The organism is Desulfobacterium sp. N47, assembly GCF_051233685.1.
Taxonomy (GTDB): Bacteria; Desulfobacterota; Desulfobacteria; order Desulfobacterales; family RPRI01; genus RPRI01.
In genome coordinates this window covers 1-4,606 of sequence record NZ_JBAMMY010000211.1, presented here as the reverse complement: position 1 = coordinate 4,606, position 4,606 = coordinate 1, and the positions used below count along the sequence as shown (strand labels likewise).

Genomic DNA, 4,606 nt, shown 5'->3' with positions numbered 1-4,606 from the left:
AGAAAACATGCTCAACTAATTAATATCATACAGAGAGTCACCGATATTTTCATTCTTCTTATTATTACATGGCTTGTCAGCAAAAAATACGGATCAAACGAATTAAATAAAGTATTTGCCATATATGGAAGTTTGCTTATGGCAGTTATTTTTTCTTTCCTTGGCATTTACAAATCGTGGAGAGAAACTTCCTTTTTCAGCCAGATCAGGGCTCTTTTCTTTGCCTGGTTTTCTGTCCTTATTGTATTCAATTTAATTATTTTGCTTTTAAGCAACAAGGAACAACTCAAAATCTTATTTCCATTTGGTCTTTTCAATGCTCCGGAATTTCTTTACTGGTCTGTTTTTGTTTTTGCCGGTTTAGCCATAGAAAGGGTTATTGCTAAAACTGTTCTTCATTCTATCAGAAAAAAAGGTTATAATCAGCGTTTTGCGGTGGTAGTGGGAGCAGGTAATTTAGGTATTAAAATAACCGGCACGTTAAAAGAAAATTCATGGCTCGGTATCGATATAAAAGGCTTTTTTGATGATGATCCCGGCAAAAACGACACTACGATTAACGGAATCAGAGTTATCGGAAAACTTCATGATATTGTGCCCTATGTTAAGAACAATAAAATCGACATGGTTTACATAGCATTGCCTTCAATAAACGAATTAAGCATAAGAAATGTTATTTCCGAACTTTGTGAAACAACAGCCGCTGTTTTTATGGTGCCTGATGTTTTTAATATAACTCTTCTGAAGCTAAGTCTTGAAGAAATTGCGGGCTTGCCTGTAATCAATTTAAATGAAACTCCCTGCTGCGGAATAAATGATATTATTAAATTGCTTGAAGACAGAATTCTTGCTTTAATTATTTTAGTAATAATTTTACCTTTTATGCTTATAATAGCTTTAATTGTAAAGCTCACATCTCCCGGACCGGTTATATTCAAACAAAGCCGCTACGGAATAAACGGCAATAAAATAAAGGTGTTAAAGTTCAGAACCATGACTGTTTGCGAAGACGGAACAAATCTTAGGCAAGCCGGAAGGAATGACAGCAGAGTAACCCCGTTTGGTTCTTTTCTACGCAGAACTTCTTTGGATGAACTGCCCCAGTTTTTTAATGTTCTTTTGGGTAATATGTCCATAGTCGGACCGAGACCTCACGCAGTAGCTCATAATGAACTGTATGGCAAACTGATTAAGTTTTATATGTTAAGACATAAAATGAAACCGGGCATTACTGGCTGGGCACAGATTAACGGGCTTAGAGGTGAGACGGATACATTGGAAAAAATGGAAAAAAGGGTTGAATATGACCTGTATTATATAAATAACTGGTCAATCCTGCTGGATCTTAAGATTATGCTGATTACAATCTTTAAAGGGTTTACAGGAAAAAATGCATACTAAAGAGCTAATTTCAAATTTAAAAGCCGTTGCTGCATCTTTGGTCTTGAAACTGAGCAAGACAGGACGTCTGCTGTATAAATTATTGACTGCAAGCCTTGCGAATGTATCTGTGATTCCGGAAAAAAGCCTCTGCGTTTCCATAGGCATCGACGGCATATCAGTTTGTTACGGATCAAAGTTTTTATCCCGCGTAAGGGTTATCTGCTTTAGGAATATTCTTCCTGAAAACGACCGGCATCCTGATCCTGACGATTTCGCCTCAATTGTTTTTTCAGCCTTAAAAGAACTTAAAGTTAATAAAACCGACATAATACTTAGTATTCCAAAGATTTGGACCATTATTCAGCCTGTTGAATTTCCTCTTGCCGTTAAAAAAGAACTATCAAGTGCCGTTTCTTTTGAACTGGACAGATTAACGCCTTTAAGCCCGGAAAATGCCTTATATGATTTTACAACACAAAGCGAGAAAGACGGTAAGATTTGCCTGACTTTGGTTGCGGCTAGAGCAGATCTTGTTAACCGCTATATGGAAGCTCTTGCAGGAAAAGGCATGCGGGTTAAAAGAGTAACCATCAATCTTTCCGGGATAAGCACGCTTTTGACTTACATGGATAAAAAATCGGATTTCATTTTTGTGCAAATCAATAAATTTGCTTATGAAGGTGGTCTCATAACAAATGGTTCAATTTTATCCGGGTTCACAGGCCGTTTCAATAATGATGAAACTTCCGGATGGGAAAAATTAACGAAAGAGATTAATACGCTTATAGCTGCTCACAGCGGGCATGGAAAACCATTAAAGTTGATAGCTGATTTTATAACCGGAGCAGAAATAATTCCGGAGCATAAATTCTCAATGCCTGTCCAGAACCTGCGTCATATGGATATGAAACTTTTGCCTGCAAGAAATAACCGGCAGGACATGAAAAAGTTACCTTGTATCGCAGCCGGGGGAATGCTGGAATTATTGCAATCAAAAACAATAAAACCGGACCTGCTGTCCAAAGGAGTCCACAAGGAATCAAAAGCTCCTGTGGGCCTTACAGTCTTTCTGTTGCTTATTCTTTTAGCGATTGGCGCTTTTCATATTATTATGCCCTTCAGGATGGAAAAGCAAATGCTTGCAGAAATTGACCGGCAGATTGTATCGGTTAAAAACGAGGCCAAAAAAGTCGAGAAGCTGAAAATGGAAACACAATTGATAGAAAGCGATATAGCCTCGATAGACAATTTTAAGCACAACAGTCCAATGCTTTTACCTATTCTCAAGGAACTTACTATCATTCTTCCCGCAAAAGCCTGGTTAACAAGGATAAAGATCGGTGAAACAACTGTTGATATTGAAGGATATGCGGACACTGCAACCGATATCCTGCCAAAATTAGAATCATCGCCTTATTTCAAAAAAGCTGAGTTTGCCTCTGCAACCACGAGGGATTCCAAAAAAAATGTCGACCGGTTTGCCATTAAAATGGAAATCAGAGGTATTAAAAAGGATGTTAAAGAGGCTGTAAAAAGTGAAACAAAAAAGTAAATTTTTAGTTATTACACTGCCGTTTACAATAATTCTTACAGGCCTTGTGATTTATCAGTATGGTTTCTTAAAAATCAGGCAGGAACAGGCTTCCATTGAAGAAATGAAAACCTTCAAAATAAAGAGCCTCAAAAAATATATGGCTATGGTTGCACGTAAACCTCAACTTGAAAAAAAACTGATCCGGTTGAAAGAAACCAGGGAAGCAGATAACAGTAAAATCATAGACGGGCAAACCATAGCACTTGCCGCAGCATCATTGCAGAATGCCGTTAAGGGAATAATTACCGCAAGGGGCGGAACCATATACAGTGAGCGTGTCGAGAAACCTGAAGATTACAACAATTTCAAAAAAATAAGCATCACCATCGATATGTCTATGCCTGATACGAGGGCATTGGGTGACACCCTTTATTCCATAGAAACACAAACACCTTTTTTTGTAATAAAAGAGTTTGACGCAAGAGTGAAAAATTATCGTGACCCAAAAGAACTTCTGATAAAATTAAAGGTATCGGCTATTACGGACGCAAGGTAAAATATGCGATTTTTAAAATATATTATCAAGAGTGCCCATCTTCTGAATATCTTCCTCATTATTGCCGTTGTATTTTATGCCCGATATGCCGTTTTGCCCGTATTGAACACAAGCATTAAATACAGCCTGCCAAAGAGTAAAGATATTATTTTATCAGAAGATGATAAACCGGTTATAAACCAGAGCCCTTCCCTTTCCGAATTCATGGTGGTAGCCGATCAGAATCTCTTTCATCCGGACAGAATTATACCCGCAGTAAAAATTACCGCTCCGCCTGTTCCTCCTCCTGAGATTGTTCTTTATGGAACTCTTATCACTGATAATGAAAGTTATGCATATCTGGAAGACAAAAAATCATCATACAAAACACCGGGAAGGGGTAAAAGACAATTGGTTCTTAAAAAGGGCAGCATCATTGGCGGTTACACCCTTACAACTATAGAAGATAATAAGATTGAACTGATCAAGGGAGAAAATAAAATGGTCGTTAATCTTATGGATTCCAGAAAACCAAAAACAAGGGAAGACTCAGCAAACGGCAAGTCCAAAGTCAAGACAGGTATCATGCCTGCGGCAGATCCTATGAAATCTTCTATTCCGCAAAACCCGGAGAGCCCGGATGTAATGTCATCCATGCAGATAACATCTCCTTTCGGAGGACAATTTCCTATGCCTGTTCCACCTTCGGCCTCTGATGCCGGAAATGCAGGAAAACCTGGCGCAACTCGCTATATATCGCCAAGAGCAAGAGCAAAAATACTGAAAATGGACAGCAACAATACTATTATGCCTGCTCCATAAACCCGATATCTCATTTCGTGCTTTCAGGCAGGCAGGCTTCATCAGCATTTTCAACTTATGAACTAATGAACTATTATACCTTTTCTTTGAGCCCTCGCCCCTTGCACCTTGTGTCTTGAACCTTATAAATCTTATGAATTCATGATTATCAGCTTACATATTACATATTGATGAAAGCACCCCTGATTTTTCCCACGGTAAATTTGTTCTAAATATAAGCTTCAATTATTTAGAACCACTGGTTGAAATCTTTTCGTCATTTTCAGATAATCGAAGACAGCTCTTACGTTAAATGATAATCGTCTCATTTTTTGAGACACGGTTTGTTTGGC

At 38.1% G+C, this 4,606-nt stretch carries 4 protein-coding genes; all 4 read left to right on the top strand.

Translation table 11 applies throughout. From position 1 onward, the window contains the following. On the top strand, positions 1-1,401 hold a 1,401-nt coding region (locus tag VXK47_RS13975; RefSeq protein WP_435549401.1), incomplete at its 5' end, for an undecaprenyl-phosphate glucose phosphotransferase. Next, positions 1,391-2,935 carry a PilN domain-containing protein gene (locus VXK47_RS13970; protein WP_435549400.1) on the top strand — a complete coding sequence of 515 codons (1,545 nt, stop codon included), beginning with the start codon at positions 1,391-1,393 and terminating at the stop codon, positions 2,933-2,935. The genes VXK47_RS13975 and VXK47_RS13970, both read left to right, overlap by 11 nt. Next, the gene (gspM, locus tag VXK47_RS13965) at positions 2,919-3,473 is read left to right on the top strand and encodes a type II secretion system protein GspM (protein WP_435549399.1); all 555 of its coding nucleotides are present in this window, start codon (positions 2,919-2,921) and stop codon (positions 3,471-3,473) included. Before VXK47_RS13970 ends, gspM begins: the two co-directional genes overlap by 17 nt. A gap of 3 nt (positions 3,474-3,476) precedes the next feature. Continuing rightward, on the top strand, positions 3,477-4,274 hold the full coding sequence (locus tag VXK47_RS13960) for a hypothetical protein (RefSeq protein WP_435549398.1): 798 nt from the start codon (positions 3,477-3,479) through the stop codon (positions 4,272-4,274). Positions 4,275-4,606 lie beyond the last annotated feature (332 nt).